This window comes from Mucilaginibacter sp. SG538B, assembly GCF_013376065.1.
Lineage (GTDB): Bacteria > Bacteroidota > Bacteroidia > Sphingobacteriales > Sphingobacteriaceae > Mucilaginibacter > Mucilaginibacter rubeus.
In genome coordinates this window covers 265,672-281,970 of the sequence record NZ_JABMJI010000002.1, presented here as the reverse complement: position 1 = coordinate 281,970, position 16,299 = coordinate 265,672, and the positions used below count along the sequence as shown (strand labels likewise).

At 42.0% G+C, this 16,299-nt stretch carries 12 protein-coding genes; 8 read left to right on the top strand and 4 right to left on the bottom strand.

All coding sequences use genetic code 11. From position 1 onward, the window contains the following. Positions 1-68: 68 nt before the first annotated feature. Positions 69-1,190, bottom strand: coding sequence for a radical SAM family heme chaperone HemW (gene hemW / locus FHW88_RS10575; RefSeq protein WP_176625302.1), 1,122 nt, complete (start codon positions 1,188-1,190; stop codon positions 69-71). Positions 1,191-1,296: 106 nt separating this feature from the next. Here hemW and FHW88_RS10570 point away from each other — a divergent pair, with 106 nt between their 5' ends. After that, entirely contained in the window at positions 1,297-2,004 is a 708-nt protein-coding gene (locus FHW88_RS10570; protein WP_176625301.1) for a hypothetical protein, read from the top strand. Between the two features lie 129 nt (positions 2,005-2,133). Here FHW88_RS10570 and FHW88_RS10565 read toward each other — a convergent pair whose 3' ends face one another. Beyond that, on the bottom strand, positions 2,134-3,981 hold the full coding sequence (locus FHW88_RS10565) for a glycoside hydrolase family 97 protein (protein WP_255485297.1): 1,848 nt from the start codon (positions 3,979-3,981) through the stop codon (positions 2,134-2,136). A gap of 456 nt (positions 3,982-4,437) precedes the next feature. Between FHW88_RS10565 and FHW88_RS10560 the strand changes: the two genes are divergently transcribed. The 7 genes from FHW88_RS10560 (at position 4,438) to FHW88_RS10530 (ending at position 11,943) form a co-directional block, all read left to right on the top strand. Continuing rightward, positions 4,438-5,382: a DUF4271 domain-containing protein gene (locus FHW88_RS10560; protein ID WP_176625299.1), complete on the top strand. Its 945-nt coding sequence runs from the start codon at positions 4,438-4,440 to the stop codon at positions 5,380-5,382. 18 nt (positions 5,383-5,400) lie between these two features. Further along, positions 5,401-6,159, top strand: coding sequence for a uroporphyrinogen-III synthase (locus tag FHW88_RS10555; protein ID WP_090530369.1), 759 nt, complete (start codon positions 5,401-5,403; stop codon positions 6,157-6,159). A 252-nt stretch (positions 6,160-6,411) separates the two neighbouring features. Continuing rightward, positions 6,412-7,728, top strand: coding sequence for an SUMF1/EgtB/PvdO family nonheme iron enzyme (locus tag FHW88_RS10550; protein WP_176625298.1), 1,317 nt, complete (start codon positions 6,412-6,414; stop codon positions 7,726-7,728). Positions 7,729-7,790: 62 nt separating this feature from the next. After that, positions 7,791-8,591 carry a gliding motility protein GldL gene (gene gldL, locus FHW88_RS10545; RefSeq protein ID WP_090530363.1) on the top strand — a complete coding sequence of 267 codons (801 nt, stop codon included), beginning with the start codon at positions 7,791-7,793 and terminating at the stop codon, positions 8,589-8,591. A 40-nt stretch (positions 8,592-8,631) separates the two neighbouring features. Further along, positions 8,632-10,152, top strand: coding sequence for a gliding motility protein GldM (gldM, locus tag FHW88_RS10540; RefSeq protein ID WP_176625297.1), 1,521 nt, complete (start codon positions 8,632-8,634; stop codon positions 10,150-10,152). A gap of 6 nt (positions 10,153-10,158) precedes the next feature. Beyond that, entirely contained in the window at positions 10,159-11,136 is a 978-nt protein-coding gene (gene gldN, locus FHW88_RS10535) for a gliding motility protein GldN (protein WP_091171862.1), read from the top strand. 411 nt (positions 11,137-11,547) lie between these two features. Further along, the gene (locus FHW88_RS10530; protein WP_112653237.1) at positions 11,548-11,943 is read left to right on the top strand and encodes a hypothetical protein; all 396 of its coding nucleotides are present in this window, start codon (positions 11,548-11,550) and stop codon (positions 11,941-11,943) included. Positions 11,944-12,026: 83 nt separating this feature from the next. Here the strand turns inward: FHW88_RS10530 and uvrC are convergent, their stop codons facing one another. Both uvrC and FHW88_RS10520 read right to left on the bottom strand, forming a co-directional pair. Further along, on the bottom strand, positions 12,027-13,850 hold the full coding sequence (gene uvrC, locus FHW88_RS10525; RefSeq protein ID WP_112653236.1) for an excinuclease ABC subunit UvrC: 1,824 nt from the start codon (positions 13,848-13,850) through the stop codon (positions 12,027-12,029). A 182-nt stretch (positions 13,851-14,032) separates the two neighbouring features. Next, complete coding sequence (locus FHW88_RS10520; protein WP_176625296.1) at positions 14,033-16,297, bottom strand: transglycosylase domain-containing protein; 2,265 nt, start codon at positions 16,295-16,297, stop codon at positions 14,033-14,035. Positions 16,298-16,299: the final 2 nt, after the last annotated feature.

Below are 16,299 nucleotides of genomic sequence, written 5' to 3'. Positions count from 1 at the left end.
AAATATAAACAGTTTTTAAAACCATTTTGCTTTGTAACAAAGTACTGACTGTAAAAAACCTCAAAGGTTTAGAAAAATAATCCGGCTGCAATATGATCGGCATACAGTCTACCCGTTGGGCTAAGATAAATAACATTATCTTTTTGTATGATCCATTCCCTGTCGAGATATTCGGCGGCAGCTTTAAGTAATTCGTCTGATGCGCCTTTAGCTATCTGGTTCAGCTTAGTTAGTTCAAGCCCCCACATGGTACGTAGCGACGTCATGATATATTCATTCAGACGGTTCGCTTCAGTAAGTTCCTCTGTTTCGGTCGATAGTTTCCCGCTTTCGAGCGCCTGGATGTATTTGGCATTATTAGCTATGTTCCACTGCCGGGTATCGCCATTATAAGAATGCGCCGAAGGACCGATCCCTAAATATTTTACACCCTTCCAATAGTTGGAGTTATGGCGTGAATATTGGCCAGGCTTGCAAAAGTTAGATATCTCGTAATGTTCAAACCCCTGTGCATTCATCGCATCCATTAATACCATAAACTGTTCGGCGCTTTGATGCTCGTTCATGGGTGGCTGCTTCTTTTTATTGATGAAAGCTGCCAGGGCAGTTTGCGGTTCAACCGTCATGGAATAGGTAGATATGTGCGGAACGTTAAGTTCAAATACCTTATCGAGGTTTTGCTTCCATTTGGTATCGCTGAGCATAGGATAACCGTAAATGAGGTCGACCGTAATATTTTCAAAACCGGCGTCCTGGGCGCGTTTTACGGATGATTCGGCTTCCTGGCCGCGGTGTATACGGTTCATCCAAACCAGGTCCTCGTCAAAAAACGACTGGATCCCTATGCTGAAGCGGTTAACCGGTGTTTGTTTAAGGGCTTTGAGTTTGTCGGGTTTCAGATCATCGGGGTTGGCCTCCAGGGTTATTTCTGCCGCGGACGATACGGTGTGGAGTTCGGTTAGCGTGTTGATGATCCTGCTGATTTCATCGCCATCCAAAACAGAGGGGGTGCCGCCACCGAAATAAATAGTTTCGATGGTTTCACCGTTGAGGTAACCTTTTTGCAGTTTGATCTCACTGATCAAAGCATGCAGCATTTCATCTTTGTACTTTAACGATGTACTAAAATGGAAATCGCAATAATGGCAAGCTTGCTTGCAAAAGGGGATATGTATGTAAATGCCGGCCATGCGGCAAAGGTAGTGCAATTATTTTTTTGACTAAAGCCGGTATTTGTGCAATAAGGGCAGGGGACATTTAAGCTTTGTTTATCTTTAGTTCCCAATTACAACAACCATGACCTTTAAATACTTTATTTTCTTATCTGTGTGTTTGCTGGCCGGCAGAGTTGCCAACAGCCAGCACAGCAATAAAACCATTCAAATAGATATCCAAAAACTGTTAAATGCCCGCCCTGTAACTACAGTTACCGATGGTAAATTGCAAACCTGGGTAACCGGTATTGATGGCGGGGGCAAAGGGGATGGTTATCTTACCGCGGATGCAGCAAAACTTAATGGCGATCATGATACGCATGCTTTGCCTGATAATCCATTGATCCCGGCTAATTCGTTTCACCCAGCCACCTTGCTTCATTATAAAAACGGTGACAACGGTAACCAAAGCCTAAATGTTGCCGGCATTGATAGTTTTAGCTTCGATGTTCCTCACAAAAAATATTCTGGTTTGTATCTGAGCCTTACCAGTTCCGAAGGGCCTTCGCAACTATATATTACACTAACTTATAGCGATGGTAGCGAGTTTAAAGATTTTAAATTGCCCGATTATTATGATGATATACCTGAAGGTAACTCAAACCTGAGCTACTTAGTACATGATCTGGCTAAATGGGGGCAGGGAAATAAGATAACAGAAAATGATCATCATAATATCGATGTATTGAATATTCATCCTGATCCCGGGCGCATTCTAAAAAAAGTTACTGTAAGTAAAGATAAAGCCGGATACCTTGTTTTTTGGGCTGCTACAGGCGTTACGGAATAACGTATTTACTAAATTGAACATGTCTTTTGTTTTGTGTCGATTCTGCATTCTTATACAAAACAAGCGTTTAACATGGCCTGGCATGTGCTCATGCGCTATGCACGCCACATGCTATATAACGCCTTGCTTTTAATGTAGCATAGCTACAAAGCCACCACCCGGCGATAATTTTATAGTAAGCGTGTCTTTGGGATTGACTAATCTTTCTTCACGGTGGATAGATGCATTGGTATCTTCTCCGTCATATATCAGTACCCCTTTTGTTGCGTGCTGTAGAAAGTTTAAAGGAATTTTAATTTCACGTGCATCTGCACCATTCATTACGCCAACCCACCAGCTGTTTCCTTTTCGGCGTGCATAAGCAACAATTTCCCCCATTTGGGTACAGCTTAAAACTTTTGTCTCATCCCAGGTTGTAGGTACCTGTTGAAATAAATCAAACATCGGGCTCTCCAGGTAAAATTTATATTCGTCCGCGAAGTGTGTAATAGGAGAAAGATATACTATGGATTGAGCAAATTCATGGGCCCAGGTGAATTTTTGCGATGTAAGTTGCTCCGGGTTCAGTATTACCGGAGTAAAATCTGCAGAACCGGCTGTAAAACGCGTAAACGGTACAGATACGTCATGGTCTAATGGTGCCACTCTTTTATACCGGGTCATGTGATATTCGTTACCCCTAACGGCTTCTCTTGTAATATCCATGGGATAGGTTCTTGTCAATCCCGTTGGTTTTACGCTTCCATGAAAATTAAGCATTAGTTTGAGGTCTGCACAATCTTGCATGGTACCCATGTACCATTGCATAATAGATGACGTTGCAGGGGGGATGAAATCTATTTTAATGCCCGCTGCTCCCAGATCTTTGATTCGCTTCAGATACGAATAACGGGCTGCTGCCGATCGCATTTCTTTAGAGTCAACCCAAACAATTGATTTTACGCCAATGCTTTTTCCATACGCTATCACGTCTCCCAAAAGTTGCCATTGATCTTTACCCGGCTCCCTCCAATTTCGCCAGCCGTCATCCACTAAATAATATTCCCATTTTAGTTTAGCCGCTGCATCATACCAACTCTTCTGGTCAGCAAGCTTGGGGGTGCCAACGCTCCACCATTGCCATAAACAACGGCCGGGCATTACCCAACTAAAATCGTTACCCTTTTGTGGTGCCGGACAAAGATTCGTGAGCAGGTCTGAGTTTACTAATTCAGTTAAATTTTTGGCTATGATAATTGTTCGCCAGGGAGATACTTTTTGGTTTTCATAAGCACCTTTAAGTACAGCATGTTCAGTATCGCTATCCGGTTGTACATCCCAGCCGTTAGGGGCAAAGGGGAAATTTGCTTTGAAAGAACTATCATGGCGTATAAAAGACATGTCTGAATAGTCTTCGCAATCAGCTTCTGAAACCGAGGCAAAAATCCCGTTTACATTAAAAGTTAAGGGCCCCATTATCGGTGTATTTTGTGGAACCGATGGCAATGGAGTTACATGGCTTAAGCCTTCATATCCTTCATTATAATCCGACCAGGCAACCTGCGTTACTTTTCCGGCAAATTCCCATGAGGTCGAGTCGGCATTGATTTTTTTGGTATTGTAAGGTAATGTGTAACGTACAGCAATGCCGTCATTATAAGCACGCACAATCAGGTTGAATTTCTTCTCTCCTGTCAGCAAAGGAATTGTAGTTTCATTTGCTTCATTATGTGCCATTTTGTGAGCGCCGTTGATAGTATAGGTTTCCTTTATCTTTTTATTTGAAGTGGCACCCGCAAATTTGGTTTCAACTCCAAGATCGATACCATCAACAGTTAAACCCAGGCGCGATGGTGCTATCAACATCGTATTGTTAACTGCCGCGTTGTATGTTAATTTGCCTTTGGCGATGAATATGTGGACATTAATTTGTCTGTCGGGGCTGCTAATGGTGATGGTTTTTTGCTGGGCATATCCATTGTAATACAAACACAGCATAAGTAGTAATAAGCAGGTATTTATTTTCATAATTAGCGCTTTTGTCATTTAAATAAACAGTACAAAGAATTTAAATATTCCAGATCGGTATTTAGGTTAATTGTTAATTATCGGTTTAATGTCGGCGTTGGGTCGTTTAACTAACGGTTTGGCAAATAATTTACATGACTGCTTAATATTAGCTGAATTTCAGCCATCCCTTAAATAGTTAACCACCCCGGCTTATCCTGCAACAAATATATTTTACCAGCTTTTACCCAGATTGTATTAATTAGACTTTTCTTTATAGGAATCCGACTTTTTAATGAATAGCAAGTGATTAAGGTCAAATAAATTCAAAAAAATATTAATTGATAAAATTCTGGTTCAGATAATTACCCTACTTTTGCAAAAAATAATAGCCCTTTTTAAGCTTTGAGGATCTGTTTGGTTATTTGGTGCTGCCTGCTGTTTTTATTGAATTGTACTGCTGCTTTTGCGCAACAGGATTCAATAGTGGCTGATACGCCTTTAAAATCACCAACACGCGCTTTTCGTCCCGGTAATTCGGTGCTTGATTCGGTAGCTTATGCCATGCAAAACAGAGATAAATTTATTGCAGACTCTATTGCTATGCGTTACCTCAGGGTGCCTGACGCGGCCATGCGTGCCCAATATACCGATAGCGTTTTTGCCCACGAATTATATCATGGCTACGGCTTTCTTGATCTCCATTCCAGGTCAAAGAGCAGGGTAATGGAGGGGCATAACCGCCCTTCGCGTGATCCCTGGGTTATTGTGCTCATTATTGCCATGCTGTTGTATACAGCTATTCTTAACCTTGCCCTGGGCAAAGATGTAAGCAATGTATTTGCCTCTTTTTACAGCAAACGCGTACTTTCGATAGCCGGTAAAGAAGAGAGTCCGGTTAGTTCGTGGGCTTTCCTGGGTTTGTTTTTGTTATTTTGTGCTACGTTCGGTTTGTTTTTATATCAACTGGCTGCGTACAAAGGCGTTTATTATAAAATAGCGGGAAGCGGCCTGTTTACTTTTCTTACCATAGTCATTATTGTATTATTTTCGCTCAAGTTTCTAATACTCAAGTTTTTAGGGTTTGTGTTTGATATTAATAAGCTGGTGAGCGAATACCTTAATATTCTGCATCTTACCTATTTTAATATCGCGTTTGTTTTTTTGCCGGTGGTTATTTGTTTTAGCCTTCTTGGTGCACAATACATTCCTGTACTACTTACAGTTACGCTCATTATCATCATTATAATTTTTATATGGCAATACATCAGGAGCAGCGTAAATATAATTTCTACCTTTCGATTTCATAAGTTTTATTTATTTACGTATCTTTGTGCCCTCGAAATTTGCCCTGTTTTGATTTTAATAAAGGCATTGAATATTAAAATTTAGGTTATTAAAAGCACTGAATTGGAAGATAGAAAGAAAAAGGTTAAAAGCATACTGGTTACTTTGCCTAAGCCCGAAAATGATAAAAATCCTTATGCCGAGCTGGCTAAAAAGCTTAACCTGAAAATTGATTTCAGATCATTTATTCATGTTGAGGGTGTGCCCGCAAAGGATTTCAGAAAAGAGAAGATCAATTTAGCTGATTTTAGCGCTGTGATCTTTACCAGTCGCAATTCGGCCGATCATTTTTTTCGCATATGCGAAGAGATGCGCTTTGAGGTGCCTGTTGAAATGAAATACTTTTGCCTTTCAGAAACGATAGCGCTTTACCTTCAAAAGTACATTCAGTACCGTAAACGTAAGATCTTTTTTGGCAAGCAAACCGCTGCTGATCTGGCGGAGGTTTTGAAAAAGCATTCGTCGGAAAAATTCCTTTATCCATGCTCGGATGTTGCTGCCGAAGAAACGCAGCGTTTTTTGCTGGAAAACGGTTATAACTTTACTCCTGCAGTGCTTTTCCGTACTGTTTGCAGTGATCTTTCCGATCTGGCCGATGTGTTTTACGATGTTATAGCATTTTTTAGCCCGTCGAGTATACAATCGCTGTATAAAAACTTTCCCGATTTTAAGCAAAACAATACACGCATCGCCGCTTTTGGGGCGACTACTCATAAGGCAGTGCTTGAGGCTGGCTTAATTTTGGATATACCAGCTCCAACCCCCGGCGCGCCGTCAATGACAATGGCTATTGAGCAGTATGTTAAGCTTGTAAATAAATAAATTAGAAATTTATTTAACCAGGCTGCAACTTTTTACCATATTTACCCGTATAACCGCTAACTAATTGTCATGTTAACAATTGGTTAGCGGTTTGTTAATTATATAGCGTTTTGTGCGGTATTGGGAAGATAAGTACACAGTTTATCGGTTCAAGAAGCCAAATTATCGTTTTTTATAGCTTACATTGAGTAAAATGTAATATATTCGGACGTTGCATTGTGTTATAGTTATATAACTGATTTTGATTGTAAAATGAAGCAGATCTACTTTTTAATAATTGTTTTAGCAGGTGGTGTATTAAGTGGTTGTGGCCGCGGAGGCGGTGACCGGGGGGAAGTTGTAGGGGTTCCTGCAAGATCATTCAGGGCCGAAGTGCCTTACGGAATGGTTTATATTCCGGGTGGCAGTTTCCTTATGGGGCAAACTGATCAGGATGTAACCTTTGCCCAGATAGCCCAAACTAAACAGGTTACTGTTTCTCCTTTTTTTATGGATCAAACCGAAACCAGCAACAGTCAGTACAAAATGTTTGTGAACTGGGTGCGCGATTCAATAGCCATTACCAATTATATCAACGATAATAAGTATTTCATTCAGCCCAAAGGTGGCGCCGGTAATAATAATGGCGGTAAAAAATTCATCAACTGGGAGTTTGTGAAGAAAAACCCAATCTGGAGCAGTAAAAGCAACCAGGCAAACAATGCTCAAAAATTGCAGGGTATGTACTACCAGGGTGATGACCGTGTGTTTGACCGTAATGAGGTTGACGTGCGCTTACTTAAATATAACTATGCTTTGTTTACCCTGCGCGATGCTGCAGATCATCATAACGATAAAACAAAACATCGTTCCGACTTCATTGTTCGTGATACCGTAGCGGTATACCCTGATACGCTTGTTTGGTTAAGCGATTTTTCATATGCCGCCAACGAGCCTATGGTTGAAAGTTATTTTTCACATCCTGCATTCCGTAATTACCCTGTTGTAGGGGTAACCTGGAGGCAGGCCAGAGCTTACAGTGTATGGCGTACGCGCTATAATGACGCTTATAAAGATAAGCGCCATTTACCGCACCGTGCACCTTATAGTTTGCCTACGGAAGCCGAGTTTGAGTACGCGGCACGTGGCGGCAGGATAGGTACCGATTATCCATGGGGAGGGCCTTACATTAAAAATGCAAAAGGTTGCTTATTGGCTAACTTTAAGCCAGGGCGTGGTAATTATACCGATGACGGCGGCGCGTATACTGTGCCGGTACGTTCATATTTCCCTAATGATTATGGTTTATACAATATGGCGGGTAACGTAGCCGAATGGACATTATCTGCTTTTGACGAATCAGCGTCAACATTTGTACATGACCTCGCACCAACATTCAATTACGAAGCTAAGTCTACCGACCCCGAAATATTGAAACGTAAAGTTGTACGCGGGGGCTCATGGAAAGATATCGGATATTTTCTTCAAAACTCAACCCGGACCTACGAATACCAGGACACTGCTAAATCATATATCGGTTTCCGCTGCGTCACCAAATATTTAGGGCGCGACATTACAGATAAACGCTAATCGAGAGTTAGTTAAACGCAAGCAAATCAAATTAAAAAATAAAAGTTTACTTCTGAATTATTATGGCTGGAAAGAAAAAACCTTACGGAATAGGCAACATCGTATCATGGGGTGCTACTGTGGTGATTATAGGGTTAATGTTTAAGATTTTGCATTGGCCCGGTGCCACATACTGGATAGCAGGGGGACTTATAACTGAGGCTATACTGTTTTTTATATTAGGATTTCAGAGAGAAGATAAAGAAATTAACTGGGCACGTGTGTATCCTGAATTAAATGAAGACTTTCAGGGAGAACTTCCAAAAGCAACTGTAAGGAGCGTCGGTAATACAGGCCCTTCAACAACTGCTGCGCTGGATAAAATGATGGAAGATGCAAAAATTGGCCCTGAGCTGGTACGCAGTCTTGGTGATGGTTTACGTACATTTGGCGATAAGGTAGCCGCTATATCACGTGTTACCGATGCGGGAGAAGCTACTATTGCTTTTACAAGCAAAGTTAAAGATGCAACCGCAAGTTATGAAAAACTAAGTGTTTCTTTTGAAAAGGCGTCAGCTAATTTAACTGAAATGGCTAACTCAAATGTTGATTCAAAAGCTTACCATGACCAGGTTACCCAATTAGCTAAAAATCTGTCGGCACTTAATGCGGTTTACGAGCTGGAATTACAGGATTCAAGCGCGCACTTAAAATCAATGAATAAATTTTACCAGAACCTTTCGCTTACCATGAACAACTTTAATGAATCAATGGATGATTCAAAACAGTTTAAGGAAGAGGTAGGTCGATTGGCTAAGAACCTGGCATCATTAAACGCCATTTATGGTAACATGCTTACAGCTATGAACCAGCCGCGTGTTTAATATAATTAATTAATTGATTACCAGAAAAGATTTATAATAGATGGCCGGAGGTAAGGAAACCCCAAGACAGCGAATGATAGGTATACTATACCTGGTACTATTGGGCCTCATTGCCCTTAACGTACCGGATAGCCTGTTGGACGCGTTTAAGAATATTACGAATAGTTTGGATGCATCAACCAGGAATGTTAATACTGGTTTGCAAAACACATACAGCGCTTTTGAGGCTACAAAATTGAAAGAACAGGCTGAACGGGCGAAACCAATTTATGATAAGGCTAAACAGGCAAGTGCTATAGCTGCAGAATTAAATACCTACGTTGAACAGCTGAAAGCAAAGCTGATTCAGGAAGGCGGCGGCATTAACCCGGAGATTGATGACGTTGACGCACGGGATAACCTGGATATATCGCCCCGTATCATGATCAATCAAAAAAATGGGGAGAAACTGAAAGCTAAAATTGATGAAACCCGCCAAAGGTTAATGGTAGCTTTAGGTAAGGACAGTGTAGGCGTACAGTTTTCACTAAATACCGTAGCGCCTAAACCGCATGGGGATGTTAGAAAATCATGGCAGGAAGCTAACTTTGGGGATGGCATACCTTTAGGCGCGGCCCTCACTACTTTAGCCAAAATTGAAGCTGATAGCAAAAACGCCGAAAACGAAGTAGTTAAGAAATTATTAGGTAAAATTGACCAGGCTCAGGTTACGCTCGATAAGTTTAGCGCAGTAGTGGTAGCTCCAAGCAGCTATGTGATAGCAGGACAGCCATATACTGCCCAGATCTTTTTGACAGCATACGATTCAAAATCAAACCCTGATATCACTGTTAACGGTAGCAGGGTATCTGTTACAGACGGTAAGGGTAATTATACCATTACCGCGAGCGGCGAAGGAAAACATACCGTAGAAGGTTTTATCACGGTTAAAAACAATACAACCGGTAAAAATGACTCTTATCCTTTCAAGCAGGAATATACAGTTGCAAGGCCTTCGGCAGTTATTTCTCCTGATAAAATGAATGTACTTTATATCGGTGTACCGAATCCTATTTCGGTATCTGCGCCTGGCGTAGCAGCCAGCGACTTAAACGTGCATTTTAGTGGTGCCGGTTCTCTTAGTGGTTCGGGCGGGCATTACACAGCAATTGTAAACAGCATAGGCAAAGCTACAATTTCTGTTAGTGGTGCAAAAGGAGCGGTATTGGGTTCAACACAGTTCCGTATCAAAAGGATCCCTGACCCTAAGCCACAGTTTGCAGGTAAAAGTGGAGGTAACACCAGTTCGGCTAATATCAGAGCACAGGACAGGCTTTTTGCCCAGCTGGATAACTTTGACTTTGATGCTAAATTTAATGTAACGCACTTTACTATGCTGGTTGTAAAACCGCGCCAGGATGCCATTATTTTATCAGGCTCGGGCGGTGAATTAACCGGCGCTATGCATAGTGCTTTAAATACAGTTACACCAGGAACTACTGTTATATTTAAGGATATCATCGCGGTAGGTCCTGACCATTCACCGAGGTCACTTGACCCGATTGTATTATCCGCAAATTAAACGCGTATGAAAAAGAGAATTTTAGTTGTTATCCTGTGCCTGGCTTGTGTAAGCGCTTATGCGCAAAAAAAGCGCACCAAGAGGCCGCCGGCAAAAAAGACCACCACCGCCAGGCAAACAACTCAGAAACCTGTACAGGTTCAGCCGGATAATGTTACCAGCCAGCAGCCCCTTGATACTGCGAGTAAAATTGCTGCAAAACCTTTTGACAGGCCGCTTGATGGCTATTACAAAAAGAACAATATTTTAAACGCCAAGGTTACACCGTATCCTAATTTGCGTGAAAATGATGTGGCATTTGCCAAACGCGTTTGGCGCGAAATTGATGTACGCGAAAAGATGAACCAGTACCTGGCTTCACCCAAGGGCCGTTTAATTGATGTATTGCTTGATGCCATAGCCAAAGGCGAGCTTACCGCATATGACCCTACCCCGGGTAAAAAGGATGACCCCAATGGCGATGGTTTTACTACTCCTTTAACAGGTGCACAGGCCCGTGGCCGGTTAGCATCTGACAGCAGCGTGGTTGAAAAGCGCGATAAGGATAATAACGTTATATCATCTACGCTTGTTGCAGGTGAGTTTAACCCTGATAGCGTGCTTAAATTCCGCATTAAAGAAGATTGGATCTTTGATAAACAGCGCTCGGTATTTGAGCCCCGGATTATAGGTATTGCTCCTTTGGTTAAACCTAAAGGTACAGGTACACTCGACATCGATTTTCAGCCCGCTTTTTGGATTTATTTTCCTGAAGCACGCGCGGTACTTGCAACCAAAGAAGTGGTTAGCCGTAACAGTGATGCCACCGGCTTAAGCTTTGACGACGTGTTTATAAAACGCATCTTTACCAGTTATATCGTAAAAGAAAGTAACGACAAAGATGAGCGTATAAAAGATTATGCTCAGGGTATTGATAAGCTTTACGAATCAGAAAGGGTTAAAAAGTCCCTTCTTGACTGGGAGCTTAATCTTTGGCAGTACTAATACATTAAGATTAACAAGATTATAAAACAGGCGATGAATTTTCATCGCCTGTTTTGTTTTAAGATCTGTTTTATCGGGAAGGCGGCTAAGATTTTTCATCGCACCTGCTGCCGTGCTTATTTAGCCGGTAAACATTTAACAGGATAACAATTGCTTATCTCTTTTCATATGCGATTTTCACCCCACGCATGACCAATCGCTTACTCCTTTCTACCAACTCCCCCAAAATTCCGACCAACGCCTGAAATAATAGTAAACAAGGGCTTTTTAGGGTTTGCCGAGTGTTTTTGAGGCTTTGTCTATTTATATCTACAGCTGGTATAACACTTTTTAGCGATCAAAATATATGTTGTTCATTTGATCATTGAAAACAACAACACAACATATTTAAAACATTAAAACCTTACGATCATGAAAACCTCAATAAAATTATCAGCCTTATTTGTATTATTAACTGCAGGTGTATTTGCTACTACAGCAGCCAAAGCCGACGAAGACAAAATCGATGTTACCCCTAAAGCCAAAGAAGTTGTAAGCTTTAAAGCCCTTGATCATGATCGCGGTCTGAAAGTGAACTTTGCAAAAACTGAAAATGGAAAGTCAGTAGTAAAAGTTTACAATAAAGAAAATGAGCTTTTATTGAAAGACATTGTGCCAAGCAAAACCGATGTAAGCAAAGGTTATGTGTTAACCGGTTTAGAAGATGGTGAATACACTATGGAGATCACTACCGACAAACAGGTAGTTAAAAAATCAATCCATGTTTATCAGGATGGCGATCAAAAATCATTTTACATCGCCCAGTAATAAAAATCACAAACATCAATATATAAAGAAGGCCTGGTTGATTGAACCAGGCCTTTGTTATTTTAGGCGTAGTAATCTGGGAGCTATCCTTGCTTAATTTCTGCTCCTGTATTAAAATACGTCAATATGGCTTTGGCCTGTTTAAGATTTACTACTTCGAGTAGCATTTCCTCGTTAGCTTCGCGAATCTTCTTTACCGATTTAAAGTATTTAAGCAGCTTTTCGGCTGTGGTTTTGCCTATGCCCTCTATCAGCTCAAGTTCTGTTACCAATGTGCCCTTATCGCGCTTTTTACGGTGGAAGGTGATCCCAAAACGGTGTGCCTCATCACGCAGGTGCTGGATCACTTTAAGTGTTTCCGATTTTTTGTCGAGATACATGGGGTACTGATCGTTGGGATAATAAAGCTCCTCCAGGCGTTTGGCAATGCCTATCACGGTTACCTTTTTATCTATACCCAATAACTTAAGGCTATGCATGGCCGATGATAACTGGCCCTTACCTCCATCAATCACGATCAGCTGCGGTAATTCTGTTCCTTCATCCAGCATGCGGCGGTAACGGCGGTGTACAGCTTCTTCCATAGTGGCAAAGTCGTTAGGACCTTCAACGGTTTTTACGTTAAAATGCCGGTAATCTTTTTTGGAGGGCTTTCCATCCTTGAACACTACAATGGCCGATACCGGGTATTTGCCCTGGAAGTTAGAGTTATCGAAACATTCAATATGGCGTGGCAGCTGGTTCATGCGCAGATCTTTCATCATCTGCGTGAGCAACCGTTCGGTGCGGATCTCGGGGTTCAGTTTCTCGTACTGGTCAATCTTTTCCTTCTTAAAGAACTGTACATTCTTTTGCGAAAGGTCAAGCAATTTGCGTTTTTCGCCCAGTTTTGGTACCGTGAATTTGATGTTTGGATGGTCCTCAAGATCGATATCAAACGGTACGATGATTTCCTTGCTGTCGCTGTTATAACGGCTCCTGAACTCGGATATGGCCAGTGTAAGCAACTCTTCGTCACTTTCATCCAGTCGCTTTTTTAGTTCGATGGTTTGTGTTTGGATGATGGTACCATTCATCACCTTCAGGAAGTTTACGAATGCCAGTTTTTCCTCTGACGCAATGCTGAACACATCCACGTCGGTTATAGATGAGTTAACAACGGTTGATTTGCTTTGGTAGTTTTCAAGGAGTTCAAACTTACGTTTAAGCCGGTGGGCCAGCTCAAAATTCATTTCCATAGCAGCCGCTTCCATCTCATTTTTTAAGCGACGAAGAACTGCACCAATCTTCCCGTTCAGAATATCCTTAATTTCTTCGATGCTGTTATCATAGTCTTCTTCGGTTTGATAGTTTTGGCAGGGGCCTTTGCAATTACCCAATTGGTATTCCAAACAAACTTTAAACTTGCCCTTATCAATATTTTCGCGGGTAAGCTGCAGGTTGCAGGTACGTAGAGGATAAGTTTCCTTAATAAGCCCTAAAATGTTATGCATCATGCTTATCGATGCATAAGGGCCAAGGTATTTGGAGCCGTCTTTGATTATACGGCGGGTCCAGAAGATGCGTGGGTAATTTTCGTTTTTAATGATGATCCATGGATAGGTTTTATCATCCTTAAGCATGACGTTGTAGCGAGGCTGATGCTTCTTGATCATGCTGTTTTCCAGCAGCCAGGCATCAACCTCGGTGTCAACGATAGTAAAAGTTATAGCACGGATTTTGGATACCAGTACCCGTGTTTTGGCATTGATATGAATATCCTGGTTAAAGTACGACCCAACCCGATTGCGCAGGTCCTTGGCCTTACCAATATATATCAGTTCCTGCTCACTATCCCAGTATTGGTAAACCCCGGGTTTGTGAGGAATGTTTTTTAAAGCTGCCCTATAATCAAATTTCTCACTCACTGAATTATTGGTTTTAATGAAAATGTCATTACTAATCTAAAATATGTCATTGCGAGGAGGAACGACGAAGCAATCGCATGCTATACAGGGCCGACCTGCTTAGTTCGCGATTGCCACGCTATCGCTCGCAATGACATATTTTAAATTGACAATGACGATGGGGATTACCCGAACAAAAATAATTAAAATCCCAATTTCTTATCCACCTCAGTAGTTCCCTGCTGCTGCTGGTTATAGGCTCCGCAATCCAATATGATGCTTACACCGTTTGCAGGAGCATCAAAATCAACATTCTTTTTAATACCTAAGGCTGCATTGGCGTATACCTTTTTCATATACATGGCAAATATCGGCAGGGCACTGTTGGCACCTTCGCCCAAACGGGTGCTCTGGAAGGCGATGTCACGATCTTCACAACCTGTCCATAAGCCGGTAACCAACTGTGGAGTTATACCTATAAACCAACCGTCTGAATTGTTTTGGGTTGTACCGGTTTTACCACCTATTGGGTTGCGTAACCCGTATTTATAGGTTAACCTTGAACCGGTACCATCTTCAATAACACCTTTAAGCATATAGGTCATCACATAAGCCGTTTGCGGGTTCATGGCTTGCACCACGCGCGGAGTATGGGTATACAATACGTTGCCGTTTTTATCTTCAATGCGTAAAATATAAGTAGGCTCTGTCCACAGGCCGTGGTTGGCAAAAGCGGAGTAAGCGGCGGTCATCTCAAACACAGAAGCATCAAACGTACCCAGGCAAATTGAAGGATAAGGCGGAACATTGGTTGTAATACCCATCTTTTTGATCAGATCAACAACAGGTTCTGGTTTAACCTCGCCCATAACGTGGGCCGTAACCCAGTTTTGTGAGTGCGCCAGTGCCTGCCTTAAAGTAATAAAGCCCGGCAAAGTTTCGGATGGCGACGAGCGCGGGCACCACGGCGCGCCATAACCACGGATAGTATCAGGCACGTTATTGATTTTCATACATGGAGAGTAGCCGTTGTCGATAGCTACAGCATAAGTAAATGGTTTGGCTGTTGAACCTACCTGGCGGGTGCCATTCTTTACCTGGTCATATTTAAAATGTTCAAAGTTGGTGCCGCCAACCCATGCCTTAACATAGCCGGTTGTGGGATCCATACTCATGAGAGCATTACGCAAAAGCATTTTACAGTAGATAATACTGTCAATTGGCCTCATCATGGTATCGATATTGCCGTGCCAGGTAAACAGGTTAAGCATGGTTTTGGTCTTGAAGTTTTCTTCAATTTCCTCGTCAGATTTTTCCTGTTGTTTCAGTTGCTTGTACCTGTCGGATTTTTGCATGCCCTGGTCAAGCAAAAATTTGAAGTTGTGGATGCTTTTGTAAAGGTTACGGCCGCGCCAGTGATCATTGAACTGGGCCTGCAAATCTTTCATATAATCACGCTGCGCATCCTCGGCATATTGCTGCATGGTGGCATCAATGGTGGTATATATTTTTAAGCCGTCGCGGTCAAGATCATAAGGTGAGCCATCAGGGCGGTTAATATTCTGTTCTTTAAAGATCTTTTGAAGCTCTTTTTTCAATACCGAACGGAAGTAAGGAGCAAGGCCGTCAAAGTGATTGTTTTGGTGAAAATCAAGGCCAAGTGGCTTGCGTTTATATTCTTCAACCTGGCCTTCGCTCAGGTAATTTTGTTCGGCCATACGGTTTAGTACCAGGTTACGCCTTTTAAGTGCATTATCCGGGTGACGGATAGGCGAATAAATGCCGGGGCCGTTAACCATGCCTATTAACAGGGCAGCCTGATCGGGTGTTAGTTTATCAGGCGTAGTGTTAAAATAAGTGCGCGCGGCCGATTTGATACCATAAGTGTTATAAGCACCAAAGTCGACCGTGTTAAGGTACATAGTGAGGATCTCTTCTTTGGTGTAATGACGTTCAAGCTTAACAGCTGTAACCCACTCCTGTAGTTTTTGAATGATCCGCTTGAATGGATTGGCAGATCGTTCTGAAAAAAGGTTAAGCGCCAGCTGTTGCGTTATGGTACTGCCACCCTGCTTTTGCCCGATGAGCAAATGCGCGAAAATGGTAAAGCTTCGGCCAAAGTCAATGCCTGAATGGTCATAAAAGCGTTTATCTTCGGTAGCAACCAAAGCGTTAATTACATTTGGTGACAGTTCGCGGTAAGTAACGTTTGAGCGGTTTTGGATATAGTAAGTCCCCAATACCTGTTTGTCGGACGAGATGATCTCTGTAGCCTGGTTGCTCTTGGGGTTTTCCAGGTCGCGGAACGAAGGCAGCTGACCAAACACATCAAAAATAGTGAGTGTTATCATCATAACAACAAAAGCAAAAAGGCCAAGCACAATTCGCCATATGTACCAGTTGTATCTTCTTATATCTGCAGGCTGGAGTTGATTTTTCGAGTTAAACCTTGTGTTAGTGGTTCTCATTT

Bases quoted from the DNA above. Each gene is read 5' to 3' on its own strand.
- hemW (WP_176625302.1), bottom strand. From the start codon at position 1,190: ATGGCCGGCATTTACATACATATCCCCTTTTGCAAGCAAGCTTGCCAT.
- FHW88_RS10570 (WP_176625301.1), top strand. From the start codon at position 1,297: ATGACCTTTAAATACTTTATTTTCTTATCTGTGTGTTTGCTGGCCGGC.
- FHW88_RS10565 (WP_255485297.1), bottom strand. From the start codon at position 3,981: ATGCTGTGTTTGTATTACAATGGATATGCCCAGCAAAAAACCATCACC.
- FHW88_RS10550 (WP_176625298.1), top strand. From the start codon at position 6,412: ATGAAGCAGATCTACTTTTTAATAATTGTTTTAGCAGGTGGTGTATTA.
- gldL (WP_090530363.1), top strand. From the start codon at position 7,791: ATGGCTGGAAAGAAAAAACCTTACGGAATAGGCAACATCGTATCATGG.
- gldM (WP_176625297.1), top strand. From the start codon at position 8,632: ATGGCCGGAGGTAAGGAAACCCCAAGACAGCGAATGATAGGTATACTA.
- gldN (WP_091171862.1), top strand. From the start codon at position 10,159: ATGAAAAAGAGAATTTTAGTTGTTATCCTGTGCCTGGCTTGTGTAAGC.
- FHW88_RS10530 (WP_112653237.1), top strand. From the start codon at position 11,548: ATGAAAACCTCAATAAAATTATCAGCCTTATTTGTATTATTAACTGCA.
- FHW88_RS10520 (WP_176625296.1), bottom strand. From the start codon at position 16,297: ATGAGAACCACTAACACAAGGTTTAACTCGAAAAATCAACTCCAGCCT.